At 70.8% G+C, this 25,534-nt stretch carries 24 protein-coding genes and 1 riboswitch; of the genes, 11 read left to right on the top strand and 13 right to left on the bottom strand.

Annotated elements, in window-relative coordinates:
- Positions 1 to 553: 553 nt before the first annotated feature.
- The 4 genes from idi to DMH12_RS02055 all read right to left on the bottom strand — a co-directional run bounded on the left by idi (position 554) and on the right by DMH12_RS02055 (position 3,139).
- The gene (idi, locus tag DMH12_RS02040) at positions 554 to 1,144 is read right to left on the bottom strand and encodes an isopentenyl-diphosphate Delta-isomerase (RefSeq protein ID WP_125489780.1); all 591 of its coding nucleotides are present in this window, start codon (positions 1,142 to 1,144) and stop codon (positions 554 to 556) included.
- Between the two features lie 233 nt (positions 1,145 to 1,377).
- On the bottom strand, positions 1,378 to 1,902 hold the full coding sequence (locus tag DMH12_RS02045; RefSeq protein WP_125489781.1) for a hypothetical protein: 525 nt from the start codon (positions 1,900 to 1,902) through the stop codon (positions 1,378 to 1,380).
- 51 nt (positions 1,903 to 1,953) lie between these two features.
- Entirely contained in the window at positions 1,954 to 2,520 is a 567-nt protein-coding gene (locus tag DMH12_RS02050) for a hypothetical protein (protein ID WP_125489782.1), read from the bottom strand.
- Between the two features lie 79 nt (positions 2,521 to 2,599).
- Positions 2,600 to 3,139 carry a hypothetical protein gene (locus DMH12_RS02055; RefSeq protein WP_125489783.1) on the bottom strand — a complete coding sequence of 180 codons (540 nt, stop codon included), beginning with the start codon at positions 3,137 to 3,139 and terminating at the stop codon, positions 2,600 to 2,602.
- A gap of 1,350 nt (positions 3,140 to 4,489) precedes the next feature.
- On the opposite strand from DMH12_RS02055, the gene DMH12_RS02060 reads away from it, so the two are divergent.
- The 3 genes from DMH12_RS02060 (at position 4,490) to DMH12_RS02070 (ending at position 6,889) form a co-directional block, all read left to right on the top strand.
- A complete protein-coding gene (locus DMH12_RS02060) occupies positions 4,490 to 5,080 on the top strand; it encodes a carboxymuconolactone decarboxylase family protein (protein ID WP_125489784.1) in 591 nt (196 codons plus the stop codon).
- The gene (locus tag DMH12_RS02065; protein ID WP_125489785.1) at positions 5,077 to 6,045 is read left to right on the top strand and encodes an acyltransferase domain-containing protein; all 969 of its coding nucleotides are present in this window, start codon (positions 5,077 to 5,079) and stop codon (positions 6,043 to 6,045) included. Before DMH12_RS02060 ends, DMH12_RS02065 begins: the two co-directional genes overlap by 4 nt.
- A 304-nt stretch (positions 6,046 to 6,349) precedes the next feature.
- Positions 6,350 to 6,889, top strand: coding sequence for a hypothetical protein (locus DMH12_RS02070; protein WP_125489786.1), 540 nt, complete (start codon positions 6,350 to 6,352; stop codon positions 6,887 to 6,889).
- A gap of 277 nt (positions 6,890 to 7,166) precedes the next feature.
- On the opposite strand, the gene DMH12_RS38900 is transcribed toward DMH12_RS02070, so the two are convergent.
- The gene (locus tag DMH12_RS38900; protein WP_185832100.1) at positions 7,167 to 7,334 is read right to left on the bottom strand and encodes a hypothetical protein; all 168 of its coding nucleotides are present in this window, start codon (positions 7,332 to 7,334) and stop codon (positions 7,167 to 7,169) included.
- A 477-nt stretch (positions 7,335 to 7,811) separates the two neighbouring features.
- Positions 7,812 to 7,978, top strand: a riboswitch (cobalamin riboswitch).
- A 183-nt stretch (positions 7,979 to 8,161) separates the two neighbouring features.
- Between DMH12_RS38900 and DMH12_RS02080 the strand changes: the two genes are divergently transcribed.
- The 5 genes from DMH12_RS02080 to DMH12_RS02100 are packed head-to-tail and all read left to right on the top strand — an operon-like array spanning position 8,162 to position 13,279.
- Complete coding sequence (locus DMH12_RS02080; RefSeq protein WP_125489788.1) at positions 8,162 to 9,034, top strand: hypothetical protein; 873 nt, start codon at positions 8,162 to 8,164, stop codon at positions 9,032 to 9,034.
- A complete protein-coding gene (locus DMH12_RS02085; RefSeq protein ID WP_125489789.1) occupies positions 9,031 to 10,053 on the top strand; it encodes a cysteine synthase family protein in 1,023 nt (340 codons plus the stop codon). The genes DMH12_RS02080 and DMH12_RS02085 overlap by 4 nt, the downstream gene beginning before the upstream one ends.
- Positions 10,050 to 11,291, top strand: coding sequence for an ATP-grasp domain-containing protein (locus DMH12_RS02090; protein ID WP_125489790.1), 1,242 nt, complete (start codon positions 10,050 to 10,052; stop codon positions 11,289 to 11,291). The genes DMH12_RS02085 and DMH12_RS02090 overlap by 4 nt, the downstream gene beginning before the upstream one ends.
- Entirely contained in the window at positions 11,284 to 12,561 is a 1,278-nt protein-coding gene (locus DMH12_RS02095; RefSeq protein WP_125489791.1) for an MFS transporter, read from the top strand. Before DMH12_RS02090 ends, DMH12_RS02095 begins: the two co-directional genes overlap by 8 nt.
- The gene (locus tag DMH12_RS02100) at positions 12,530 to 13,279 is read left to right on the top strand and encodes a class I SAM-dependent methyltransferase (RefSeq protein ID WP_125489792.1); all 750 of its coding nucleotides are present in this window, start codon (positions 12,530 to 12,532) and stop codon (positions 13,277 to 13,279) included. The genes DMH12_RS02095 and DMH12_RS02100 overlap by 32 nt, the downstream gene beginning before the upstream one ends.
- 217 nt (positions 13,280 to 13,496) lie before the next feature.
- Here DMH12_RS02100 and aztD read toward each other — a convergent pair whose 3' ends face one another.
- The 4 genes from aztD to aztB all read right to left on the bottom strand — a co-directional run bounded on the left by aztD (position 13,497) and on the right by aztB (position 17,894).
- Complete coding sequence (gene aztD / locus DMH12_RS02105; protein ID WP_125489793.1) at positions 13,497 to 14,699, bottom strand: zinc metallochaperone AztD; 1,203 nt, start codon at positions 14,697 to 14,699, stop codon at positions 13,497 to 13,499.
- Between the two features lie 90 nt (positions 14,700 to 14,789).
- Positions 14,790 to 15,752 carry a zinc ABC transporter substrate-binding protein AztC gene (aztC, locus tag DMH12_RS02110; RefSeq protein ID WP_125489794.1) on the bottom strand — a complete coding sequence of 321 codons (963 nt, stop codon included), beginning with the start codon at positions 15,750 to 15,752 and terminating at the stop codon, positions 14,790 to 14,792.
- A complete protein-coding gene (locus tag DMH12_RS02115) occupies positions 15,749 to 16,987 on the bottom strand; it encodes a hypothetical protein (protein ID WP_125489795.1) in 1,239 nt (412 codons plus the stop codon). The genes aztC and DMH12_RS02115 overlap by 4 nt, the downstream gene beginning before the upstream one ends.
- Before the next feature lie 10 nt (positions 16,988 to 16,997).
- Positions 16,998 to 17,894 (bottom strand): zinc ABC transporter permease AztB, encoded by an 897-nt coding sequence (gene aztB / locus DMH12_RS02120; RefSeq protein ID WP_125489796.1) that lies wholly within the window; start codon positions 17,892 to 17,894, stop codon positions 16,998 to 17,000.
- A 14-nt stretch (positions 17,895 to 17,908) separates the two neighbouring features.
- Between aztB and aztA the strand changes: the two genes are divergently transcribed.
- Entirely contained in the window at positions 17,909 to 18,652 is a 744-nt protein-coding gene (aztA, locus tag DMH12_RS02125) for a zinc ABC transporter ATP-binding protein AztA (protein ID WP_185832101.1), read from the top strand.
- A gap of 305 nt (positions 18,653 to 18,957) precedes the next feature.
- Positions 18,958 to 19,659 carry a TauD/TfdA family dioxygenase gene (locus tag DMH12_RS02130; protein ID WP_125489798.1) on the top strand — a complete coding sequence of 234 codons (702 nt, stop codon included), beginning with the start codon at positions 18,958 to 18,960 and terminating at the stop codon, positions 19,657 to 19,659.
- Positions 19,660 to 19,953: 294 nt separating this feature from the next.
- Here DMH12_RS02130 and DMH12_RS02135 read toward each other — a convergent pair whose 3' ends face one another.
- From DMH12_RS02135 to DMH12_RS02145, 3 genes are read right to left on the bottom strand one after another with little or no spacing between them, the layout of a single operon-like run.
- Positions 19,954 to 21,735 carry an ABC transporter permease gene (locus tag DMH12_RS02135; RefSeq protein ID WP_125489799.1) on the bottom strand — a complete coding sequence of 594 codons (1,782 nt, stop codon included), beginning with the start codon at positions 21,733 to 21,735 and terminating at the stop codon, positions 19,954 to 19,956.
- 2 nt (positions 21,736 to 21,737) lie between these two features.
- Positions 21,738 to 22,580, bottom strand: a complete 843-nt coding sequence (locus DMH12_RS02140) for an ABC transporter ATP-binding protein (RefSeq protein WP_125489800.1) — start codon at positions 22,578 to 22,580, stop codon at positions 21,738 to 21,740.
- Positions 22,577 to 23,119, bottom strand: coding sequence for a PadR family transcriptional regulator (locus DMH12_RS02145; RefSeq protein ID WP_125489801.1), 543 nt, complete (start codon positions 23,117 to 23,119; stop codon positions 22,577 to 22,579). Before DMH12_RS02145 ends, DMH12_RS02140 begins: the two co-directional genes overlap by 4 nt.
- A 128-nt stretch (positions 23,120 to 23,247) precedes the next feature.
- On the opposite strand from DMH12_RS02145, the gene DMH12_RS02150 reads away from it, so the two are divergent.
- Positions 23,248 to 23,664 carry a cold-shock protein gene (locus DMH12_RS02150; RefSeq protein WP_125489802.1) on the top strand — a complete coding sequence of 139 codons (417 nt, stop codon included), beginning with the start codon at positions 23,248 to 23,250 and terminating at the stop codon, positions 23,662 to 23,664.
- 67 nt (positions 23,665 to 23,731) lie between these two features.
- On the opposite strand, the gene DMH12_RS02155 is transcribed toward DMH12_RS02150, so the two are convergent.
- Positions 23,732 to 25,447, bottom strand: coding sequence for a carbohydrate-binding module family 20 domain-containing protein (locus tag DMH12_RS02155; protein ID WP_125489803.1), 1,716 nt, complete (start codon positions 25,445 to 25,447; stop codon positions 23,732 to 23,734).
- Between the last annotated feature and the right edge of the window lie 87 nt (positions 25,448 to 25,534).

A 25,534-nucleotide genomic window follows, 5' to 3' on the forward strand; every position in this document is an offset into this window, starting at 1 on the left:
ACGATGTGGCCGACCTGGTGATCGACGTCGTGTTCGGCAAACTTCACAGTCGGCCGGCGATGAGCCACGAGGAGCGCGAGCTGGTCACGCTTGCGATCATCGCATCACTCGGTGGCGCGGAGGAGCAACTGACCACACGTCTTCGCATCGCCCATCGCCTCGGGATACCCGCCGGACAAAGTGATCGAGATATTCGCGCACACCGGAGACTACGCGGGATTTCCGCGCTCTCTGAACTCGGCCGAAACGGCCAGAGAATTCAATGGCGAGCTGGGTCTTCCGCTTACCGAGGGCCGCAGAGGCAGTGGACGCCGTCGACGAGGTGGTCATCGCACAGGGCCACGACCCGATCGCTCCGCTGCTGCTGGACCGTGAGGCGCCGTACTTGCAGGACCTCCTGAAGAGCGACAGCGATCGGCTGGATCTGGACTCGAGCACGGCCTGGGCCCCGGCCGAGCGTGACGATCACAGGAAGGTCCGATCCACGCGCGCTGCTGCAGTAAGGGCCCCTCCCGGCGGTACGACCATCGAGCACGGGTGCCGGCCGCTCGCCCTACGGGTGACTTCGCAGCGCCGGGGGCAGTTCCACGTCGTTCACCACGGGCCACTTCCAGGGCTCCGGACCCAGGCGGCCCAACCGTCGCACTGTGATCACACTCCACGGCGACAGAGCTGTCGGGTCCTGATTCGCTTCCCGAAGTACTTCCTCCCACGGCACCCACCGTATGGACTCGACCTCTCGGGGACTGGGTGACGGGGGCCGAGAGAGCAGAACCCGTACGACGGGCCCCAATTCGTTCTCCACGATGCCGTTCTCCATGACGGATCGATAGCGAACAGCGCCGATGAGGAGATCCATGCGTTCGGCATCTGTGCCGAGTTCCGCCGTCGACCGTCTCCGTACGGCGTCCTCCAAGGCCTCACCCGGCAGGGGGTGACCACAGAAGCTGTTGGTCCACACACCGGGCCAGGTGTGTTTCGAGAGGGCCCGGCGCGACATGAGAAGGCGTCCGGCCTCGTCGAAGGCGTAGACGGAGAAGGCCAGATGCAAGGCAGTGTCGCTGTTGTGCGTCCGGTCCTTGGGGGCGCTGCCCACCGCGTTTCCACGCTCGTCGAGCAGAACGACGGGTTCACTCTCGGACATGGTCGGATTCCTCTTCTTAGCGCTGCGGTGGGGACCGACACCCTGCGCCCACCTGGACGCAAGGGCCACGACGTCGCGGTCTCACAGCGCCGGTCCCGACCCTCCCTCGCACCCGACCCGCGCCGCGCGGTGCCGGAGTCCTCCCCCCGCGTAGGCAGCCCACCTGCACACCGAGCTCCGGCACCGCTGCCCAGCAGTGTGAGACATGCGTGGCGGCGCTGGTACGGATGGCGTCAGACGATGACGAGGGCGGAGTTGAACGAGTAGCCGGTGATGCCGCCACTGAGGCAGGCGGTGAGGTTCAGAGAGGCACCCACGAGCGTCTCGACGGCGTTGTGGCCGGCGAAGCGTCCACTGGTGATCACTCCGGTCTGCGTGACCGTGGTGACGCCGTTGGCGGAGGTGACTTGGGAGCTGTACTGGAACACACTCTGCTGTCCGTTGCCCCAATGCAGTGTTACTGAGCCCGGACCGCCGTTGAGCAGGTTCAGACAGGACAGGCCGGGTGAGACGAAGTGTTCGTCGTGCCGCACCGTCTCCAGCAAGGGCAGCACACAGGTGTCGCTCGTGTGTATCTCCACGTCGATGTCCGCGGGCGTGTAGGTGACCCCTGGGTCGTGATGGGCGGTGGTGACGCCGGTGCACGTGGCCAGAGGAGGGTCGTCCGCCTGAGCGGTGCCACTCGTCATGGCCAGGCTGAGGGCCGTGACGAGCAGCGTCGCGCCGGCTGTTGTGAAGCGTCTGAGGAATCGGTACATCGCAGCCTCCCTGCGATAGAGGTCTGGCTTCTCTCACCCGGGTCCGAGCGCTCAGAGGATGGCGAGGGTGGACAGTCCGCTGACGTGTGTGAGGCCGGTCGGGTTCAGGCACGGAAGCGGGTTGCTCAGGTCCGGGATGATCTCCGTGGTCACGTTCACCAGCGACCCGGCGTAGCGGCCCGACGTCACCGTGCCCAGGGAGACGTAGACCTGGGTGGCCCCGGCGACGTCGATCTCGGTGCCCGTGACCTGAACAGTGGAATGCTGCCCGTTGCTCCAGGTCAAGGTCGCCGTGGCCGTGCTGGGGAAGGCGAGGCAGGTGGCGCCTGTCACCGCTCCGCCTTCGCTGTAGGTCACCCCGCTCACTCCGTCGTTGAGAGGGCACGAGGCGTATGTTCCATCGGCCTGGTAGACGACGTTCCGAGGTTGGGTGAGGTGGAGGCCCGGGCTGTAGTCGGTGACCTGCTGTCCGACGCAGGTCACCAGGGCAGCAGCCGCGGTCTCCGATGCGGCGGCCGGCGTCGCGCCGAGCGGGACGGCCATGCACAGCGCGGCGGGCGCTGCCGTTCTGGCCACCATGAGGAGCTTGCGGAGGATTCGTCCGGGTGGGTTGTGCATTGCTGCTCCCTTTCGTGAACGGTCGGCCGCGGCCGTGCAAGGTGCGTCCTCGGTGGCGGACCGACCGGCCGTTGCTTCGTCACAACACCGTGACCAGGAAAGGACCGGAGGTGGTGGTCAGCCCGCCTGCTGTCGTGCAGGCGAGGAGGTCGAGGCTGGTGATGACGACCGTGTTGACGATCGTGCGGCCCGTGTAGTCGCCCTGGGTGATCGGGCCGGTGGCAACGAGAACCGTGGTGCCGTTGGGACGCAGGGCCAGCGAACTGGTGAAGGTGAACCGGGACGGCTGTGTGCCGGGATCGGCCCAGTCGATCCTTCCGGTTCCGGCGCTGCTCCCACCCAGACAGTTGAGGTTGCCACTGCCGTGGAAGGTGTAGGTCCCCGCCGTGTGCTGGAGATCGGTGGAGACGCATGGCCCCAGCGTGCCGCTGGAGTGGACGTCAACGAGCGGCGCGGGCGCGGTGAGGGTGAGTCCGGGCGTGTAGGAGGTGTTCTGCGCCCCCAGGGGACAGGTGACAACACCGTTGTCGTCCTCAGCCGCTGTCGCGGGCGCAGCGGGGAGGGAGACAACGGCCACGAGGGCCGAAGCGGCCAGAAGAGAAGCGGAAGCTTTGCGCATGACACGGACCGTCCTTCGAGTAGTCCACTCACATGTCAAGTGAGTGACGTCGGCAACACCTCAAGCGATCCGGCCACTGCGAGCGGACGCTCCCCACGACTCCACGGTCGAGGTGCCGTAAGCCGACCGGATTCTTCGCAGCTCCGGCATTTCCCAGTCGATGGTCCGCCCGGACGTTTGTCTCTGTCGCCGGGCAACCGACCTCGAGACCCTCTCTTCGAATGAACGCCCGAGTCGTACCGGCCGCCGCACCACAGCATCGCTCCTCGCGTGCGCCCACCACACCTCCCGGACCCCAGTTCATGCGTGCACGCGTTGAACGGCCGCCAAGCCCTCACGGAGGGCGTACCGGTCACCCGGAGGGAGGCGCAGGACGAGACGCCGACCACCGCGGGCTGGACGATGGCCCTATGAATGATCCGTTCTACGACCACGTCGCCGTCCTGGTCCGCCGTGCATCCCTCGCCGGGGGCCGCCGTACCGACTGCGACGGATCACGGCGGAACCCGATCGAGGGACCCGGATCCGGATCGGACGCCGGTGTCCGTGAAGCCTCTCCTCTGCGCGCAGCGAGCGAGGCAACGGCTTCTCACGATCGCCGCTGATCGCGTTCACTCGTACTCCCGTGTTACGGGGTGTGGGAGCCCCGGTCAGGGCGACTTCCAGGGGTAGGCAGCGAGGTGAGGGCCGCCGGTCTCATCGGTTCGCCCCGGCCCCGAACGTCTCGCTGTCCAGAAATCGAGGAACGCCGACCTGCTGCGCGCGAAACCGCGTGGGTTTCTCCGCATCTGAGCAAGCCCCAGCCGGCTCGCTGTCGTGCCACGTAATTTCTGACGGAACTGAGACAGCATGAAGCCGGCTCGGTCGACGTCTGCTTGACCGACGTCAGCGGACTTCCCCCTCTACCTCACCGCCGTCCCGTGGCAGTAGTGCGGGACTCGGTCACCGGGTCGACGAGTTGGGCGTTGTGATCGCTACGACGCAGCAGGGAGTCGCTTTCCTTCCGGTGAGGCCCGCTGGTCGCGTGAAGGGACGCCTTGGGCAGCACCGGACGGTTCACCTGGGGTGAGTTCATCGTGTACGGCGCGGAAGGCCAAGACGCGGCGAGGTCCGTGGGGCCCGGCGCCGACGGAGAGGTGAAGACGTTCATCACGTTCACGCCTCCCTGTGTCCGGGGTGGTGTGTGGTCGCCCGGATCGGCAAGCCGAACACCACAGGCCGGTGATCGTGCGTCCGGCTCCGCAGCCTCGACGACGCAGGCGCACCTTCCGAGGGGTCTCCGCGCCCCGAACAGTGGGGGGAGATCACCGGTGGGGGGAGGCAGCCCTCACACCAGAGACGGAGAACGGCATGGCTCGATTTCCCTATCCTGACGAACGCAGCTCCCAGGCGGTGCTGACGCGCACCCCAGTGCCTCTCAACGTGTTCCGTATGCTCGCCCACGCGCCGGCGGTGGCTGAGCCCGCCATCGACCTCGGGGTGGCCCTGCTCTCGGCGACCAGCCTTCCCGCACGCCTGCGCGAGGCTGTGATCCTTTCCGTTGCGGGCCGCGTCGGCTGCGCGTACGAACAGGCGCAACACACCCCTGTCGCCGAACGATGTGGCATGACCCCTGAGCAGACCGCCGCCACCGTGGAAGGGACCGTACACATCGACGGGCTCACGGAGGACGAGGAGGTCGCACTGGCGGCGACCGGCGAGCTGGTGCGGGAGCACACGCTTGATCACGCGACGGTGTCAGCACTGCGTCAAGCCCTCGGCGAGCGGCAGGCGGTCGAACTGATCATGCTGACCGGCTACTACGTCATGCTCGCGAACTTGCTGAACGCCCTGGAGGTGGACTCCGAGTCCGCGGGTGACCAGATCGCCTCAGCCATCTCCGAGTTGTCCGGGAAGCAGCGGGAGACGCTGTCGCCCCCTTCGCGAGGAGACGCGTCGTGATCGAGTCAGCGCGGGAGCCGGCAACTGGATTCGCCGGCGCGTCCGTCCACGTCTTCCCACCCCAGGGCACCTTCGCGCCCGCGGCCATCTCCGCGGCAGCAGGCCGCAGTGAGCGCTTCGCTGATGCCTTCGCCCGTATCACAGAGCAAACGGACGAGGTGTCCGCCGCCGAGGGGGGAGCGAGGTTGTCACGCTTCCTCACCGAAGCCGATCCACCGTCAGTCGAGGAGTTGCAGCGGACGGGATCCCTCGAACTCGCCTCCTTCGTCGCGTCTCTCGCAGCCCACCAGGCGCTCTGTGATGCTCACGGGAGGCCGGCAGTCGTGCTCGGCGTCAGTGCCGGGGACTTCGCCGCCATGACGGCCGCCGGGGTCTTCAGCCTTCGGGACGGAGCGCATCTGGCGCTCAAGGCCGCTGAAGTGCAGCGCAGTTGCCCGGGCCGGATGGTCGCCTTGAAGTGCTCGTGCGAGGAGGCCGACAAGATCATCCTACGAAGCGGGGTTCGTGACGCGAGCACAGCCTTGGTCTTCGACGACCGTTCCGTGGTGGTCACCGTCCCGGGAGGTGAAGGACGTGCTCTGCGTGAGGCCGCATCAGCGATGGGCGTCCAAGCCGTCGTCACGCCTGTGCCGTTCGGTTCGCACCATCCGAGCCTGTCGCGTCAGACAGAAGCGCTCAGCGCCGTCGTGGCCTCCTACGAGCGGCACCCCGCTACGATGCCCGTGCACTCGGCTGCCGGCGGCCGGGTGTACCGGGACGGTGACACGGTGCCTCGGGCCATGGCGGAGAACCTCGTCTCGCGCGTGGACTTCCCGGCCTCACTACGGCAGAGCCTCTTCCCAGGAGCGCGCGTCGTCTTCGACCTGGACACCGGCGGTGCCCTGGCGTCGAGTGCCCGCAGAATCCTGTCCCAGTCCACCGTCGCCGTGCACGCCCCTTTCGCAGAGCCCGCCTTCACTTGGTGAGGCGTGTTGTGCCTCCGGTGCGGAGTCGCCGTCACCGCGCTCCGTGCGTTCCCGCCACCAGGGCTCAGGTCCCCGCCGAGGCACCCGAGGCGCGGGCTTTCGCACGGGGTGTGCGCCGTCGAGGGGGTGCACGAGCCCCCTGAAAGGACTATGTACCGCTTGTCCCAACAGGGGCAGCATGGTCGCACTGTTCCCATGGCTCGTGCCCGGTCGACGACGGGGTCACCTCGATCACCTACAGCGAGGGCAGCACCCTCCCCCGCGCCACATGTGTCGCGTTTCCCAGCCAACGGAAGGCCGGTTCATGTCCCGTATTCGCAGACTGCTCTCGCTCTCCTCAGCCGTTCTCCTCGGCACTGTCCTTCTTCCTGCAGGGGCAGCGCAAGCCGCGCAGGACCAGGCCGCCGCCACCGTGGTCTGCACCGGAGCAGCCAAACAGACCTACGCACCCCCACTGGGCCCCCTGCCGCGGATCACCGATGTCAGCGTGAACGAGGAACTGACGTGCATAGGTGGTCCCTTCCTCACGGGTACCTCGTCCGCTTCCTTCAACGAGCAGGCCAGTTGCCTGATCCCACCGCTGACGGACACGGTTCTGCCGACCAGCGTCATCGTCTACCACTGGGCCAACGGCCAGACGAGCACCGTCGCCCTCACCGTGCCGACCGTCGTCCGGGTAGCCAACCAGACCATCGTGACCGGGGCAGGCACCGTGACATCCGGCTACGCGCAAGGTTCCGCGGTCATACGCGAGGTGACAACCGTCGACCTGGACGTCCTTGGCTGCCTCACGTCGAGCCTCGACGAGCGGACCGGCACGGAGGTCTTCACCATTCTCCTCTGACGGAGCGGACGTCCTCCTCGACTCGGCAGCGCTCGTCGGCAGCCGCCGTCTTTCACGGTGGCGGGGTGCGCTGCCGAACGAGGTCGTCTTCTCCCGTTCTTCCATCCCGGACTCTCATGGTCGGCCTGCGGTGTCGGTCGCGCGACGACGAGCCCGCGGTCACCTTCCACACCGCACTCTCCGTCCGAGGGCAGACCACGTCTCTCGGGGTGCCGTTTTCCAGGGCTCGCCGGGCCGACCCGCGTTCGATCGGCCGAGCCGTCCGTCCCCGGCTCCGCTACTCCTCGCCGCTGAGCGAGCCCTTCGCGACCGCGCGGGCGCCGGCCTGGAAGCGGCTGCGGGCGCCCGGCTTGTCCATCAGTTCGGCCGCGATAAGGCGGGCGGTACGGGCGGAGACACTGAAGTGCTTGGCGACCGTCTCGTCGGTGAGTCCCTGGCTCAGCATGCGCACCACCTCAACCTCCTGGCGGGTCAGTCCGCAGGCGTCGCGGTCTCGGGCCCGGTCCGGGGAATGTCCGAGAGGGTGGCCGCCTCCCAGAAGCAGTCGAACAGGGCGCACCTGGCGGTGACCGGTCCGTCGGCCGCCAGCAGCAGGGCGCCGGCCTCGCCGTCCGCGGCTCTCTGCCCGCTTTTTCCTCACGGAACGGACGACGGCTGACGATGGCCGGCAGCCGCACGCCGCGGCCGGTGCGGGCGAAGTGGTGCTGCCGCGAACGCGACTGGGGCTACGCGGAGCTCGCCACCGACCAGCGCTGAACGGCATGGCCACGACGGTGTCCGAACCAGAACCGCGTGGGGGGGACACCGTTCGTTCCGCCCTCCACATTCAAGACAACCGTCGAAGCCGCACTGTCGCCGGCGCCGGAGCGCCCGTACGCTGATGTCCGCAGTCGGTTCGCGCCTCCCGCCCGGCCGGGCGCCCGGTGGCGCGACGCAAGAGGGAACCCGGTGCGAATCCGGGGCTGTCCCGCAGCGGTGAGTGGGAACGGAAGCCGTCGATGTCACTGGGCCCGCACCAGGGCCGGGGAAGAGACGGCCGGTAGGTGTCCGCCCTTGTGGCGGACGTGCCCGCGAGTCCGAAGACCTGCCACTGCGCCCGCGTCCCGCGGGCTGTGCACGTGACCTCGTGGACTGGGTCGGCGGTAGAGCGGTCGTACTTCGTACGGGTGGCCGCGCCTCCTTCCCGGTCGGCGTTCAAGGCCCGGTACGGAGGAGGATGGTGTGCGGGACCCAGCCGGTTCGCGTCGGCCGTACCGCCCCCGGGAGCCGGACATGGACGGCGGCACGGTGTCCGGTGTCTGCCAGGGCACTCTGGGTGAGTTGTACCAAGGCCCGTTGCGGGTGGGCGCCGATCCTGAGATCGCGGTGGTCTCCTTTCCCGTGGACCGCCACTCGTGGGTCTACTTCACTCCGCGGACGGCGGCCGGTCCTCCGCCGCACGCGCCGCCGCTCGGGACGAAGTCGGTGGAGGCGGTCCGGCTCTTCCTGGACCACTACGGCGTCACTCTGCCGCCCGGTGACTGGCACACCCACTCCGAACTGCCGGTGGGCGTGGGTATGGCCAGTTCGACGGCGGACATCGTGGCGACGCTGCGCTGCCTGTTCCGCGTCTTCTCCCTGCCGTACGACACGGAGGTGATGCGCGGCGTCCTCGCGCGGATCGAGCGCTCCGACAGCGTCTTCCTCGACGAGTTCGCCCTGTACCTCAGCGGCCGGCACCGGGTGGTGCGGCGGCTGGGACCGGATGTCGGCTTCCACACCGCCTACGTCACGGAACCCGGCACGGTGGACACCGCCGCCGTCACTCCTCTGCTACTGGACCACTACCGGCGCCGCGGCGAGGAGTACCAGCGGTGTCTGACCGATCTGGTGAAGGGCTTCGACTCGGGTGACCCGGCCGCCGTCGCCCGTGCCGCGACGGTCAGCGCCGCCTTGTCCCAGGAGGTTCTGCCCAAGGCCACCTTCGGCAGCCTGCAAGCCCATCGTGAGCGGTTCGGCGCCGACGGCGTCTTCGTCGCCCACACCGGCTGCCTGGCCGGCTATCTCTTCGCCTCGCGCCCAGGCGCACAGGTCATGTCCGACCTCTCCGCGTTCTTCCGCTCGCTCGGCCACCAGTGCACCTTCGCCCAAGGAGGCTACGGGTGATCCACCCCCACATCGCCGACGCCCTGAAAGCCCCGGACCTCGTCCGGCTCACCGACGGACTGGTCCTGCTGCGGTTCGAGTCGATGAAGATCTACTCGGCTCTGGCCGCCGTCCGCCATCTACTGGACCGAGGCACCGTCCGTCCGGGGCAGACGCTGATCGACAGCTCCAGCGGCATCTACGCCTACGCGCTCGCCCTGGCCTGCCACCGGTACGGCATGCGGTGCCACATCGTCGCGTCCACCACCGTCGACGCCACCACCCTCGCCCAACTGGAGATCCTCGGCAGCACCGTGGAACAGGTCACACCGTCGCGGAACCTGAAGCTCGACCAGGAACTGCGAGTACGACGGGTGCGCGAGATCCTCGCCGAGCGTCCCGGACACCACTGGATGCGCCAGTACCACGACGACGTCCACTACCTCGGCTACCAGGAGGTCGCCGACCGGATCGCGGCTCAATTCCCGGACGCACCGCTGACCGTCGTCGGCGGGGTGGGCTCCGGAGCGTCGACCGGCGGCATCGTCGAGCGCCTGCGCGGCACCGACCCCTCGGTGCGTCTGGTCGGCGTGCAGCCCTTCGGCAGCGTCACCTTCGGCAGCCAGGACCATCACGATCCCGAGGCGATCATCGCCGGCATCGGCTCGTCCATCGCCTTCGACAACGTCCGGCACCATCTCTACGACACCGTGCACTGGCTGGACTTCACCCATGCCATGTCCGGTGCCGTCGCCCTGCTGCGCGAGCACGCGGTGTTCGCCGGGCTGTCCACCGGTGCCGGCTATCTCACGGCGACGTACGAGAGCCGGCGCCATCCCGACCGAACGCACCTGGTGATCGGCGCCGACACCGGACACCGCTACGTGGAGCGCGTGTTCGCCCGGCACTCGGAGGCTCTGGACCCGGCTGCGCTGAAACCCGTCGAGGTCCGCAGGCCGCAGGAGATGACCATGCCCTGGTCGAGGATGACGTGGCAGCGCACCAGTTGCCCGGCAGACCGGAAGGAGCATGACGCATGACCGTGGCCTGCCTGGAGTCCCTGACGTTCGGCCTCGGCCATCTGGTCCGCGCCGCCGACCGGCTCGGTGAACGCCTGGTGCTCCTCACCCGGGATCCCGCCTACTACGCCTACGAACTGGACCGGTTGCCCGCCGGTGCCCTCGAAGTCGTCGTGACCGACACGTTCGACGTGGAGCGGGTCGCCGCTCATCTCCGCCGCATCCCGCGGCTGGGCGGTCTGATCAGTTCGACCGACACCTGGACCCTGAGCGGCGCCGCCCTCGCCGAACGCCTCGGCATGCCCGGTCTCGACCCCGCCGTCCTGCGGCTGACCCGGGACAAGGCCGCCGTACGCAACAGGCTGCACGATGCGGGTCTCACCCGGGCGAGGGCCGTCGAGGGCGCCGACCCGGACCGCGAGGCTCGCAGGCTGCTGCTCAAGGAGGCGGGGCTGCCGCTCGTGCTCAAGGACACCGCGGGCACCGGGAGCCAGAACGTGTGGCTGGTGCGCGACGACGGTGAACTCGACGCGGCGCTGGTGGAGGCGTCCGGTCGGGAGCTGAAGGGACGCCTGTTCGCGGAGCCGTATTTCAGCGGCCCGGTGTACAGCGCCGAAACGCTCACCTGGGCGGGCCGGACCCGCCTGCTGGGGGTGTCCAGCCGGCTGATGTCACCCGAGCCGCACTTCCGGGAGGAGATCACCGCCTTCCCGGTCGCCTTCCCGGCGCCGCAGGCGACGTCTCTGGAACGCTGGCTCGACCGGGTCCTCGAAGCCATCGGCTACACCGACCGCTTCGCGCACGTGGAGTTCGTACTGACCGCCGACGGCCCGGAAGTGGTGGAGGTCAATCCCCGCATCGGGGGTGCGCTGGTCGGAGAAGGCCTGTGCCGGAGCCTCGGCGTGAACGTGTACGAGGCGATGGTCGAGGCAGCGGTCGGCCGCCGCCCCGGTCTCATGGACGTGGACCTTCCCGGCGGCCCGGCCGTCGCCTTCGTCCTCGGCTACCCGGCCGTTCCCGGCGTGTTCACCGGCGTCACCGGGCTGGACCGGCTCACCGGCATGCCGGGGAATCCCGCCTGGTACCCGACCAAGCAGGCCGGCGAACTCATCGAGCACCTGGGCGACAGCCGGGGATACGCGGGCATCGTGTACGCGGAGGCGGAGACCGCCGAACTCGCCACCCACCGCGCGGTGGCCGCCGCCAACGCCCTGCGTGTACGCACCGTCCCGCCCGGCCGGGACGCGCCCGGTGGGTGAGCGCACCACCCGGCGGCCGGGCCCGCGGGCCTCGCTGTTCCCGCTCACCGGTCCGCTGCGGTTCCTCCTCCTCAGCTCGTTCCTCATTCCGCTCGGCAGCTTCATGGTCCTGCCGTTCATGTCGGTGTTCCTCCACGAGCGTCTCGGGATGGGGCTGGGCACGGTCGGCGTCGTCCTGGCCGCGGCATCGCTCGTGCAGTTCTCCGGCGGCATCGTCGGCGGTGCCCTCGCGGACCGGATCGGGCTGCGCCGCACGATGGTGTGGGCACTGGTCGTGCGCACCGCCGGGTTCGCCGGGTTCCTCGCGGCCCTGCGCTGGCCGCCGCTCGCGATCTGGGCGCTGGTCCTGACGTGCTGCGGTGCCGCGCTGTACCTGCCCGCGAACAAGGCGTACCTGGTGCACGGCGTCGAGGACGAGCGCCGCCCGGCCTTCCTGTCGGCGGGCAACGCGGCGCTCAACGCCGGGATGGCGGTCGGCCCGCTCATCGCCGGACCGTTCGTCCTGTCGTCGCCCGGCTGGCTGTTCGCGGCCGTCACGGCGCTGTTCCTCGCGGTCACGGCGGGACACGCGCGGCTGCCGGGGAGCGACGGCGCGGACAGCGGGGGTCACACCGCGTCGCGGGGGACGGCTTCCCCGGGGCTCCTGGCCGGCTTGGCACTCCTGCCGTTCGCCGCCAACGCGCTGGCCTTCTACCTCTACTTCCACTTCCAGCACTTCCTGGCGGTGTACGCCGTCGAGCGTGCCTCCGGCGCTTTCTACAGCATGGTGCTGCTGCTCTGCTTCACGCTGGTCATCGTCGTCCAGCCGCTGGCGTCGGGCCTGATCCGGCGCATGCCGTACGCCCTCGCCCTCGCGGTCGGGTTCACGGGTCTGGCCGCGGGCATGGCCGTGCTGGCGGCCGGCACCCGGGCGGCACTGCTGGCGGGTGGCGCGCTGATCACCCTCGGGGACATCGTGCTCTTCCTCAAGAACGACCTGGAGGCGCTGCGCCGCAGCCGCCGCTCCGACGCCGTGGTCTTCGGCCAACAGCGGCTGGCGTCGGGCCTGGGCGCCTGCGCGAGCGGCGTGCTGGGCGGGCAGTTGTACGGCTTCGGCGAACGGGCCGGACACACTGGCTGGTTCTGGCTGCTGGCGGCCGCCCAATGTCTGCTGCTTCCCCCTCTGCTGCTCACGGTGCGCCACCGCACGGCGCGGCGCCCTGTCCCCGACGACAACCATGAAGGAGCACTGACGCGCGATGACACGGACGGGCGGATTCCAGGACGATGACTTCTGGACCGAGTTCCACGACTTCCTCTTCTCCGAGCAGCGCTACGAGCAGGCCGAGGAACTGCTCGGCACCTCTCCCCTGCTCGCCCTCGCGGAAGGGTCACGTGTCCTGGACCTGTGCTGCGGTCCCGGAGTGTTCACCGTGCCGCTCGCCCGCCGGGGTCACCGGGTGACCGGGGTCGACCGGAGCCCGGCCATGCTGGACCGGGCGCGCAAGCGGTCGGCCGACGCCGGGGCCGACGTGACGTACGTGCGGGCCGACGCACGCGAGTACAGCGAACCCGGCGGCTTCGACGTCGTCCTGAACCTGTTCACCTCCTTCGGGTACTTCGAGGACCCTGCCGACAACGCGCGCGTACTGCGCACCATGCACACCTGTCTGGCGCCCGGCGGCACGCTCGTCCTGGACCTCGCCGGGAAGGAGCTCCTGGCCCGCAGGGTCACCCCGCCCAAGGTGGTGCGGCGGGGCGACGACGTGATGGTGCAGACCGACACGGCGATCGACGAGTGGGCGCGGTTGCGCAGCGAGTGGGTGCTGGTCAGGGGCGAACGGGTGACGCGAGCGACCTTGACGTGGTTCGTGTACAGCGCGGTGGAACTGCGGCGGATGGCCGAGGAGGCGGGGTTCCGCCGAGTGGAGATCTTCGGTGGGTTCGACGGGCGAGCCTACGACGAGAACGCCGAGCGGCTCGTCCTTCGGGCTGTCCGCGAAGCTTGAGGCCGGCGCGTGGGCGCGCGGCAGGGTTCGCGCGCCCATCTCCGTCGGCTCGGGACCGCGTTGCCCGGGGGCACGGGAGGAACGCCTCGGTCCGGCCACCGGCACCAGCCTTCCGGTGGCCTGGTGAGGGCGGTACGGAACGCCCGCCGGAACACGAGCCGGCGGGCGTTCCCCCTCGGACCGCTCAGCAGTCCGTGGATCCCTGGAACGGGACCGGTCAGTGACCGGCCACCGTCCCGGACAGTTCGTTGGTGCCCTTCGGCAGCGTCACGGAGGTCAGCCTCTCGCCCGAGTCCAGGTCGAAGGAGTGCAGTTGGCGCTTGCCCGGGTCGGAGACGTAGGCCGTGTGGTCACGGACGAACAGGGTGGGCCTGGGCTGCTGCCAGTCCAGGGGCTCGGTCCAGTCGCCGACGGCGTCGATCTTCCTCTCGACCTTGCCGGTCTCCGGGTCGACGACGTGCAGGACGCCGTTGGTGCCGAGCACGAGGGCCTCGCCGTGCGGGCCGCGGGCGAGGGAGCGGAAGGAGTAGCTGGTGCCGAGGTCGACCAGCTTCATCTTCGCGGTGCGGGTGTCGATCAGCGAGATGCGGGTCGGCCGCTCCAGCTCCGCCTCGGGGTCGGTCTTGTAGTCGCCCAGGAGGATCGGGGAGGCGTCGCTGCCCGACTGGTTGCCGGTGCGGGCGTAGTCGCCGGGGGCGTCGACCTTGGTGAACTTGCCGTTCCTGTAGAGCAGGACGCCGTCCTCGCAGCCGAGTCCGACCACCTCGCCCTTGGCCGCGGCCTCGCCGTGCACGCCGGGGCAGTCCTCGGAGCGCGCGATCTCCTTGTCGTCCTTGTCCAGGACGAGTGCGCCGGTGCGCTTCTCCTCGGTGCCGAGGGTGGTGACGAGTTCGCCGCCGGCCAGTTCGATGGCCACGCCGTGGTGGGGCTCGGCTGAGGTGTAGCTCCGGGTGGTCGGCTGCTTGCCGCCGGCCAGGTCGGCGGGGTCGAGGACGTTCACCTCGCCCGTGCCGTCGGTGAACAGGACCGTCTTGCCGCCGTGTCGCACGACGTGGCCCGGCTTGGCGCCCTTGAACTCGGCGTCGGTGAACTCCTGGCGGGCGGCGTCGAACACGCGGAAGCCGCTGTCGGTGGAGATGACGACGTGGTCCTCGTCGCCGGCCGGGTTGACCCGGTTGAATCCGGGCAGCTCGACCGTCTTCGCCAGCTTCAGGGTCTCGCCGTCGAGGACGTAGAGCCCCCCGTCGTAGGAGGCGACGACCGGGTTCCTGACGGCGGCGGCCTCGCTGCTCTTGGTCTGCTTCTTCGGCTCGGCGTCGGACGAGGCGTCGTCGCCTCCGCCACAGGCGGTCAGCGCCATGGCCGTCGCCAGGGCGAGTGCCGTGCCGGTGAGCGTTCTGGCGCGTGTCGACCTGTTCATCTTGTGTCTTTCCTCTCCGGCCCTGAGGGCGCGGGGTCGTGTGGTGGAACGGCCGGCGTGTTCGGTTCGCCGGGCCGCGGGGAGGCTTGTTCAGTCGCCGGTGAGGCCCCCGGCCATGGCCGAGGTGTTGGCGCGCATCATCTCCAGGTAGGTGCCGGCGCCCTTGCCCTTCTCGGTCAGCGACTCGGAGTAGAGGGGGACGACGTCGACGTCGCCGCCCATCTCCTGGCGCAGTACCTCCGCGAGCTTGGTGGGCTGGGAGGAGTCGGCGAAGACGGTGCGCACACCGGCCCGCTCCATGGCCTGGGTGAGGGAGCGCAGGTCGGAGGAGCTGGGTGAGGCGAGGGTGGTGCCACTGGGGATGACCGCGCCGATCACGCGGAAGCCGAAGCGGTCGGCGAGGTAGCCGAAGACGTGGTGGTTGGTGACCAGGGCGCGCCGGTTCCCGGGTACGGCGGCGAAGGTTCTCTCCATCCAGGTGGTGAGGTCGGCGAGTTGTCCGTCGTAGCGTGCGGCGTTGCTCCGGAGGGTCTTCTCGTCCACGCCGTGCACGTGCTCGGCGACCTGGTCGGCGATCAGGCCGGCGGCCTTGCGCACCCGGTCGGGGTCGGTCCAGAAGTGCGGGTCGGGCTCCCCGGACTCCTCGTCGGGGCCGCCCTCCTGCCCGGTGTGGAAGGTGAGGGGATCGGCCGCCTCGCCTGCCGCGAAGGTGGCAACGCCGGACGCGCGGGCCGCCTCCACGTGCCGCAGTACGTTCTCCTCCAGACCGAGCCCGTTGTAGACGACCAGGTCCGCGTTCTCCAGTTCCGCGGCCTGGACGGCCGACAGGCCGAAGGAGTGCGGGTCGGCGTCGGGCTTCATCAGGACGCTGACGTCCGCCTCGTCCCCGACGATCTGCCGGGTGATGTCGCCGAGGATGTTGGTGGTCACCACGACCCGCGGCCGTTCGTCGTCGCCGCCCGCGCAGCCGGTGGCCGCGGCGGCGAGGACGAAGAAGCTGATCAGGGTCACCAGCAGGGCACGGACCCGTGCCGCACCCACGCGTACGCTCATCGGCCCGTCTCCGCGATCAGGGACGGCCGGACGTCCAGGTGGAAGGTGCGGGCCACCCGGAGGCCGTCGTTGTAGTCGATCTCGTACACGCGCCTGCCCTCGGGATCGTTGAGGTAGGCGCGGCTGCGGTCCACCTCGATCACGGGCGTCGCGGGGCCGCCGGGCTCCGCTTCGGGGATGTCCTTCAGCAGGGGTTCGGTGACCGTCGTCTCCTTGCCGGTGGAGATGTCGTAGCCGTGCAGGGCACCGTCGGTCTCCAGGACCAGCAGGGGCGCGCCTTCGCCGGCCGTGTTGGCGGCGACCACGGGACCGGTCTCCACCCGGGTCCAGGCGCCCTCGGTGACGTCCAGGACCCAGACGGCGTCCTTGCCCGCGGGTGCCGTGAGCGTGCTGCTGCCCGGACGGTGCCGGAACTCCGCGGCACGCTCCGCCTTCGGCACATCCTTGCCGTAGGGGATCTTCTCGGCGGTGAAGGCGCCGTCGTCCTCGTGGACGAGCAGGGCGCCGTCGGCGCAGCCGAGGACGATCCCGCGCCGGGTGACCGCGTCGCCCTGCGGGTCCTCGCACTCCGCCTCCGGGCCGGCGACGCGCTTGCCCGCCCGGTCGAGCACGGCGACCTCGGCGGGGCCGCCGCTCCCGCCGGTGAGGGCGACGAGGTGTTCGGCGTACGGCACGACGGGACCCGCGTAGGTACCCGGGAGCCGGGCGGGGGTGCCGAGGGCGCCCTTCTCCAGCTCTGCGCGGCGGTACACGCCCGCCTTCCCGTCGGCCGACGTGACCACGGTGACGCCCGCGTCACTGCGGACGCTCGTGCCGGTGCCGCCCGGGAGCTCGCCGACGTCCTGGATCTTCGCGCGGTAGTAGTGCACGTGGTCGCCGTGGTCGACCATCCACGCGCCGCTGTCGAGGACTTGGGTGCCGTCCGTGCCGTGGAAGTAGCCGAAGCGGCCGTCCGTGGTGAGTGCGGTGACCCCGGGCCTGCGGGCGGTGTCGTGCACCTTGCCGGTGATGAGGTCCAGCACCCGGGTGTCGCCGGTCTCGGGATCACCGAGCAGGAGCCGGGACTGCTGCTCGGCCGCCTCGGTGGCGCCTTCCACGTAACCGTGCGGGGTGGCGGAGGAAGCGGGACTCTCGGAGCCGGACCTGGCATCGTCCTGACCCCCGCATCCGGCGGTCAGGAGGGCCACGGACGCCAGCGCCGGGGCCAGCGATGTGACGTTTCTTCGGACGAACAAGGGGATTGCCTCAGGTTTCGTTCGGTCGGGACGGGGTGGCGCTCGGGGCCAAGGTGACCGCCAGGGCGGGGACGCCGGCACGGAGCGCACGGCGGCGGTGCCGGAGGCCGGACGCCAGGTGGGACAGGAAGAAGAGGCCGACCGCGAGGGCCGAGACGGTGGCTCCGGCCGCGGTGCCCAGGTGCCAGGACAGGAGCAGGCCGCCGAAGGTGGCGCAGGCGCCGGCCACCGCGGCCAGGACCATGACTCCGCTCACGCCGCGCGCCCAGGGCAGGGCCGCGGCAGGCGGGGCGATGAGCAGGCCCAGGACGAGCAGCGTCCCCACGATGTGGAAGGAAGCGACGATGGCCAGGGCCAGCAGTCCCAGCAGCACGGCGTGCGCGAGCCGGGGGCGCAGGCCCAGCGTCTGGGCCTTGCGCTCGTCGAACGCCAGCGCCAGGAAGGCCCGGTGCCCGAGCGCCGAGACGCCCAGCGCCAGCAGCAGGGCCGCACCGAGAAGGGGCAGGTCGCTCTCACGCACGGCCAGGACGTCACCGAAGAGGAAGCCGGTGAGGTCCACCGCGAAGGACTGCGAGCGCGACACGATGATGACGCCGAGCGACAGCATGCCGACGAACAGCAGGCCGATACCGGTGTCCTGGGACAGCCGCGGGGTGCGGCCGAGGGCTGTGACGCCCGCGGTCATCACGGCCGCGCTCATCACCGCCCCCACCAGCAGGTTGCCCCCGAGCAGCGAGGCGACCGCGACGCCGGGAAGCAGTCCGTGGGACATGGCGTCGCCGAGGAAGGCCATCCCCCTCAGCACCACCCACGTCCCCGCGAGGGCGCATATCGCCGACACCAGGATCCCGGCCCACAGGGCCCGCTGCACAAAGGCCACCTCGAAGGGGGCCGTCAACCACTCCATACGAAGACCCTACAATGACAATCATGTTCAACAACATCCCCCCGTCGCCACTGGACGGCGATCCTGGGAACGCGCGCGTCCGCTTCCACGAGCTGAACGCCGGCTACCCGGGTCGTCCCGTACTCCGCCAACTCAGCTCGGAAATACCGGCTTTGGCCATGACCGCACTCGTCGGGCCGAACGGAAGCGGGAAGTCCACGCTGTTGGGCGTGCTGGCCGGAGTGATCACCGCCACCTCCGGGCAGCTCCGGTACGCGAAGGGCTCACCACCGGCCTTCGTCCCACAGCGCGGCGCCGTCGGCGACGCGCTCCCCCTCACGGCGCGACAGACCGTGGAGATGGGCCGCTGGGGCGAGCGGGGACTGTGGCGGCGGCTTACCCGGCAGGACCGGGCCGCGGTCGACCACGCCATGGAACGGCTCGGCGTCACCGGCCTCGGCGCCCGCCAGCTCGGTGAGCTGTCGGGCGGCCAGCGCCAGCGCGTCCTGATCGCGCAGGGCCTCGCCCAGCAGTCCGACCTGCTGCTCCTGGACGAGCCGACCACCGGCCTCGACCCCGAGGCCCGGGAGAGGATCACGGCTCTGCTGACCGCTCTGGTCGCCGACGGCACGACCGTCGTCCAGGCCACGCACGATCTCGAGGCCGCCCGCTCCGCCGACGCCTGCCTGCTCCTCAGCGACGGACGACTGGTCGCGGACGGCCCGCCCGCGCAGGTACTCACCCCTCAGGCGCTCTCCAGAATCTGGCAACCGGCGTGAAGCCCGGGACCGGACGCGAGGCGGTCGGCGTGGTGCGGATCACCGCGGCCTCACCCGGCTGGGCGGGCCGCCACCGCGTGGAGGCCGCCGGACGCTGAAGCGAGTGGACGTGAGCGGTCGGAAGTACGCCGGAGGGCGGGCCGTGCTCACCGACGCCACGCGCGACGACACCCCCTGACGACCACGACGAACGGCCCCTGTTGGGGCAGCCTGGAGCCATGCACGCACCCGCTCAGACCCACCGCCCGCCCTCCACCTCCGGTCCGGGCGTCGCCCCCGGTCGCATCCCGCACGGGAACGCAGGGATGGCACGCGAACTGCTCGCCCGGGACGGGGCGGTGATCCTCACCGGCCACGAGAACACGCCCGACGCCCTGGTGGTCGCCGCCGCCCAGGTCGTCGGCGACCGACTCCGCGAGCTGTACCCGCAACGGGTCCGCACCTCTCACCCGGGCAACCCCGTCCACCTGCACGCCGACAGCTTCGACGTCGTCGTCGACATCGGCGGAGTCCCCCACCGCAGGCGCCACCCCGACGAGGACCACGTCCTCGTCCAGTGCGCCCGCCCGGCACCCGAGGGAGGCGACTCCTTCGCGCTGGACGCCTACGCGTTCGTCGACCACCTCGCCACCACCGACCCCGCGCTGCACACCTTCCTCACCAGCACGGACGTCGACCTGTACGGCGCCTGGGCGGACCTGCGCGGGCTGCCCGCCACTCCCAGGATCGGACGCCACGTCGAGTTCACCCGTACCGGACGCCGCGTCGTGCGCCGCACGGACGGAGCGGTGCCGGTTCACCGCGACCCCGAAGGCGAACACGTCTCCTCCCAGCTCGACCGCCTCACCGAAGCCGTACTCGACGTCGAACCGTCCCTCCCCCGCTTCCGCCTCGACGAGGGCGACATCCTGGTCCTGGACAACTTCCGCTGCTGGCACGGCCGCGACGGACACACCGGGGAACGCACCGTCCGCATCCTGACCGCCCGCAGCTCCGACGCGGACTGAGCGGCCGGGACGAAGACGACTAGTCCGCGGAGCCTCGCGTCTCCTCCTCCACGCCGGGGACCAGGGCCGGGGGCGGCGGGAGTCGAGCACGCGCGTCCCGGACCGGTGGCGGGTCCGGGGGCCGGAGACCGCGCGGGTGCGTTTCGGCGTTCGGCTGCCCCGGCGAGGCGGCCTTCGTCGCCCCCGCTCCTCAGCAGTGGTCCCGGTGTGCCGGGCGCCGGCCGCCCGGCGTCGGTCCAGGACTCCGCCGAGGCGGCCGAGCCGGAGCTGAGCGATGCGGAACTGCGTCGGTTCTCAGGCCGGTTCGGCGTTGAGGGCGCGGCCGGCCGGGGTGCGGGTGTGGGTCCAGGCGGGCAGGGCGGTCAGGGATCCGACGGCCAGGAGGACGCCGAGTGCTGCGGCGAGCAGCCATGTCGTCGGGGGCATGGCCATCTCGGGGCTCACCAGCCAGTACACGAGCAGTCCGCTCGGCATGCCCACCACCAGCCCGGGCAGGGCGGGCAGGAGTTGGGCGGCGCACAGGGCCGTGACCACCTGGCGGGGGGTGGCGCCGAGGGTTCGGGTGATGGCCAGCGCGCGCCGGGCCTGCACGGCGGTGCTCCAACCGAGGAAGATCGTGTTGAGCGCGGACAGCGCCACCAGGACGAGGGTGACGCCGTGCAGCGCCTGGCTGGTCACGAGGTTGCGCGCCGCGAGGGGGTTGTCCGGCGCGTAGGCGGTACTGGTGTCCGGTGCCGCGTGGAAGGCGAGCACCGCGGTGATCAGGAGGCTGGTGGTCGCCGTACCGATGGCGGTCAGGGCGGCGCGGCCGGGGCGGCGGGCGAGCAGCCGGACCCCGACCAGGAGCGCGGTGGGCAGGTACGCCGTCATGGCGTTCAGCCGTGGGTGGTGGGTGGACAGCTGCGCCGAGCCGGCCAGGGAGTGGACGGTGCTGGAGCGGGCGGCGCGGACGACGGGGCCGAGCGTGCCGGCCAGCGAGACCAGGACGGCGAGGAACACGGCGGCCACGACGGTGTCGGTGGCCGGGCCGCTGACGGTGTTGAGCAACCCGGCCCCGGGATCGGCCAGTTCGGGTGCTGCCAGGGTCCCGGCGGTCAGCCCGAGGGCGGTGGCCACCACGGTCAGCAGCAGGTACTGCGCCAGCAGGACGGCGGCGACATGACCGGGGCCCGCGCCGACGGCCTTGAGCAGCCCGGCACGACGGTTGTCACGGGTGGCGCGTACGGCGGCGAGCGCGGCGAGGGTGACGAGGGCGGCCGAGGCGAGCAGCCAGCCGCCGACGACCAGGGCGGGCTGCGCGAATTTGATCATGCTCGCGTCGGTACGGAGAATGCCCTGCCAGTGGTGGGTGTTGACCCACTCGGAGCCCCTGCGCTCGTCGGTGAAGACGGTTTCCCGCCATCTCAGGGTCGCGGCCGGGTCCTTCAGCTTCAGATGGAACAGGTGGACGCCCGGCGTGTCGCCCGCGGCGGCGCGGGTGTCGGCGGCGGTGAGCCAGATCCTGCCGCCGCCGTAGTCGGACGTCCCGGGCCCCTGCGCCCAGTCGTTCCACGGATACACCGGGGTGGCCGCGCTGATCGCGAGACCCACGACGGGGTAGTCGCGCCCGCTGATCGTGACGCGGTCGCCGACGTGGAGATCCAGCGTCTGCGCGAAGCCCCGCTCGACCACCGCGCCGCCGGAACGCACCCACGAACCGGAAGTCACCAGCGGCTGGTCGACCTCGGCCGGTTGGTCACCGCGTCCCTCGATCGCGGAGCGCGCGGTGTGGCCGTTCGTCCGGATCTCGGTCTCGAAGGCGAAGACCGGATCGGCCTGCTCGGCCACCCCGGGGGTCCGCTCCAGCCGTCCGGCCAGGCCGGAGGGGTCCTTGGCCGTCGTGATGGCGACGATGTCGGGGCCCGCGGTGGCCTCGCGCGTCTTCAGGTACGCCGTGGTGACGGCGTCGTTGGCCGAGAGCCCGAGGGTCAGCGAGGCGATGGCGGCGGTGACGGCGACCACGAACATCACCGACTCACCGGGACGGCGGCGCATGTCGCGCACGGCCAGACGCCAGATCAGCAGCAGGCGTCCCACGGTCAGCCCTCCCAGCTCAGCAGCGCGCCGAACGCGTTGCCGCTGCCGCCGACGGCGAGGCGGGTGTCGCCGGCCAGCGTGCCGTCGCGCAGGGAGACGACGCGGTCCGCCGTGGCGGCCACCCGCTCGTCGTGGGTGACCGTGATCAGGGTCTGCCCGCCTGCGCGCAGTTCGTCGAAGAGCCGCAGGATGTCGTGGGTCGCGGCGCTGTCCAGGTTGCCGGTGGGTTCGTCCGCGAGGACCACCAGCGGCTCGTTGACCAGGGCACGGGCGATGGCGACCCGCTGCCGCTGGCCGCCGGAGAGCTCCGAGGGCAGATGCCGGGCCCGGTCCGTGAGCCCGACCCGGTCCAGGAGTCCGACGGCGCGGTTCCGGGCGGCGCGCGGCGAGGCGCCGGCCAGCAGCGCGGGCAGCTCGATGTTCTCCGCGGCGGTCAACTCGTCCATCAGATGGAAGTCCTGGAAGACGAAGCCGACGGCGCGGCGCCGCAGCCTGGCCAGCGCCCGCTCGCCGAGCTCGTCGATGCGCCGGCCGCCGAGCCAGACCTCGCCGTCGCTGGGCCGGTCGAGCCCGCCGAGGAGCTGGAGCAGCGTCGACTTGCCGCAGCCGCTGGGGCCGGTCACGGCGAGCGTCTGTCCGGCGGGTACGTCGAGGTCGACGCCGTCGACCGCGCGCACCGCGCTCTCGTCCTCACCGTAGACCCGCGTCAGACGGAGGGCCCGCAGTACCGGTGCGCGCACGTCGCCCTCGACGCCTGGCCCGTGCCCCACCGGTGCCGGGCCCGGGCCGTCGTCCACGCCCCCTCGCCGTGACCGGCCCCTGACCCGCCGACCGTCGTTCGTCATCCGAATGCTCCGCCTTTCCCCTGCGGGGCGCGGGTGGACCAGGTCCGCTCGCACGCCTCCAGCCAGCGCAGATCGGCCTGCAACCGGAGCGCGATGCCCCCCAGAAGCAGCCCGGCCTCTGAATCCGTGTCCTCCAGGAGAGCGGCGTGCTGAGCCTCGGCGAGCGTGCGCAGCAGTTCCCGCCGCCGTGCCTCGACGAGCGCGACCGGGTCGGCCAGACCCGAGACAGCGGCGGCCACCAGTTTCAGATGGAACTCCGCCACGTCCGCTTTGGGCCCGCCGCCCTCGGTCATCCACGCGGCCGCCCGCTCCTGCCCGGCCGCGGTCAGCGCGTACACCTTGCGCCGCGGGCCGCGCACCGGCACGTCCTCACGTTCCTGGACGACCATTCCGGCCTTCTCCAGACGGGTGAGCGTGACGTAGATCTGCCCCGCGTTCAGTGTCGCTCCCAACGGTCCGAGCGCCGCCGCCAGCCGCCTGCGCAGGTCGTAGCCGTGCGACGGCTCCTTGACCAGCAGCGCCAGCACCACGTCCTGCATCAGACCGCCCTCCTCTGCGACCACCAATAGATAGCAGTTAGACATAACGCTCGGGTGACGGCCGCCGGGGCGCTACGATCCGGTGGAGCTGTCAGGGCCGAAGCGGTGCGACGAGGTGTGTGGTTGAGATGGCGGTAGGCAGGGTTGTCAGGTTCGACGGGGTGCGGGGCTACGGGTTCATCGCCCCCGAGCACGGCGGGGAGGACGTCTTCCTGCACGCCAATGATCTGCTGATCCCGGAGACGTCCGTGCGTTCCGGGGCCTGGGTGAAGTTCGAGGTGGAGGAGGGCGACCGCGGGCTGAAGGCGTCGTCCGTCCAGCTGGCCGACGGGGCGCCGCCTGCCGCCGCACCGGTGCGTTCGGCGGTTCCCACGTTCCACGAGGCGGAGGAGCCGACGTGTGATGTGCTGCGCGCCTCGGAGTTCACCCACGAGATGACGGAACTGATGCTGAGCGCGGCTCCGTCGCTGTCCGGGGAGCAGATCCTGCGGCTCCGGCAGCGGCTGGTCGAGTACGGCAGGAAGCACGGCTGGGTCGAAGGCTGAGCATGGGAGAGGGCCCCGCGGACGCGCGTCCGCGGGGCCCTCTCCCATGCTCCCGGAGTGACGGGGGTCAGTTGCGCCAGGTGTCGTCCAGGGTGGTCCTCGTGGAGGTCACCGTCGCGGTGCGGTTGGCGCCGCTCTCCCAGGTCACGTTGCCCGCATCGTCCTTGCGGACGTACTTGTACGCGAACGACGTGCCCTCGGGGAGTTCCACGTCCCGCTTCCACACCGGGTAGGCGGCGGGGTCGAGCTTGAGGGCGTTGCCCGGGTTCCAGTTGCCGAGTTCCGGGCGGTCGCCGGTCACGTAGATGTTCTGGCCCCAGCTGGTGGTGGCGTTCACGGCGAAGGAGACGCCGGAGGTCACCGGGTCGGGATCGGGTCCGCCGTCGCAGGTGCGGGCGCCGACGTGCAGCGCGACGGCCGTTCCGGCGGCGAGGGTGGCGGTGAAGCGGCCGGCGGTGTCGACCGTGACGCCCCTGCCGGTCTGGACGTCGCAGTAGTCGCCGGCCGGCAGCGAGGTCTGGAACGTGCGGGTGAGCGGGGTGCTTTCGTGGTTGAGGACGACGTACGCCTTGGACCCGCGCCCGAAGGCGATCCGGTCGCCGCCGTTGTCCCACCAGTCGGTCACGGCCTGGCCGCGGGCGGCGTTGCGGAGCGCGACCATGGCGGAGATCTCCCGCCAGGCGTGCTGGCACTTCCAGCCGTCGCTGTGGCAGGCGTCGACCTGGCCGCCGGCGGGAGGACCGGCGTCGCGGTCGGTGAACTCGTAGCCGGAGTGGACGTCGGGACTGCCGTAGGGCCAGGCCAGCATGAAGACGTGCGCGAGGGTGTGGGCGGCCCCGTCCTTGTAGCTGAGGGTGTCGCCGCCGCGCTCGGTGTCGTGGTTGGCGACGAAGACGCTGGACCTGTCCGAGGGCAGGTAGCCCCAGCCCTCGCCGAAGTTCCGCAGGTTCGCGAGGTTCTCGCCCAGGAAGACGCGCCTCAGGTCGCGGGCGTAGCGGAACTCCTGGACGTCGCCGGTGCCGAGGTACTCGCTCGGGGAGACGGCCTCGCCGGCCCCGTATATGGCCTCGTGCTTCCAGTACGCGTCCGGGTTGCTCAGCCGGGACTTGATGTCGGCGAGGTCACCGGCGGCCATGTGCTTGGCCGCGTCGATCCGGAAGCCGTCGACACCGAGGGAGAGCAGGTCGTCGAGATACGCGGCGATCCTGCCGCGGACGTGGTCCTCACCGGTGTCCAGGTCGGCGAGGCCGACCAGTTCGCACTCCTGGACGTTGAAGCGGTTGCGGTAGTCGTTGATCTGCACGGTGCAGTTGTCGAAGTCGCTCGACGCGTAGGTACCCGGGTACGTGTACTTGGTGTACGACGACCCTCCGGTTCCGGTGCCGTTGCCGGCCGACATGTGGTTGACGACCGCGTCGGCGACGACCTTCACGCCGGCCGCGTGACAGGTGTCGACCATGCTCTTGAACTGCCCGCGGTCACCGAGGCGGCCCGCGATCCGGTAGCTCACCGGCTGGTACGAGGTCCACCACTGGCCGCCCTGGATGTGCTCCTGCGGCGGGGAGACCTGGACGAAGCCGTATCCGGCGGGGCCGAGGGTGTCGGTGCACGCCTTCGCGACCGAGCTGAACTTCCACTCGAACATCACCGCGGTGACGTCCTTGTCGCCCGGCGGGGCGGCCTGGGCCGGTGGGGCGGTGGCGAGGAGGCTGCCGGCCGCGGCGGCGGCGAGTGCGAGTGCCGCGGCGGTGGTTCTGCGCGCTCTGTTGGTGCTCCCGTACATGGAATCTCCCGTGTGAGGATGCGGGTGCGGGTGCGGGTGTCCGGGGTGTCTGCCGACGGCTGACTGGGGAGTCGACACCCTTGCAAA

Origin of the sequence: Streptomyces sp. WAC 04229, assembly GCF_003947455.1 — a bacterium.
GTDB lineage: Bacteria > Actinomycetota > Actinomycetes > Streptomycetales > Streptomycetaceae > Streptomyces.